Origin of the sequence: Sulfitobacter sp. HI0040, from assembly GCF_001634885.1 — a bacterium.
GTDB lineage: Bacteria > Pseudomonadota > Alphaproteobacteria > Rhodobacterales > Rhodobacteraceae > Sulfitobacter.
The window spans coordinates 1-203 of record NZ_LWEX01000361.1 but is presented as its reverse complement, the minus strand read 5'-3'; the positions used below and the strand labels follow the sequence as shown (position 1 = coordinate 203).

1 pseudogene is annotated in these 203 nt (G+C 65.5%); it reads left to right on the top strand.

The features are described 5' to 3' along the window. Nucleotides 1-203, top strand: a pseudogene (locus A3728_RS23210) (hypothetical protein); the annotation flags it as partial.

Sequence of the window (203 nt, the reverse complement as noted above, 5' to 3'; positions counted from 1 at the left end):
GGCCTTCCTGACCAAGATCAACGGCCCCGGTCGCCTGTCCTACCGTATGGCGGCTGAGGCGATGCGCGCAGCGCGCAAGGCTATCGAGGCGGAAGAGTACGACACCCATGCCCTGCGCTACACCGCAGCCGTAGAACTCTGCCGTGCCGGATGCAGCGACGAACTGATCGCAGCAGTCACCGGGCAAAGCCAGCGCATGGTGG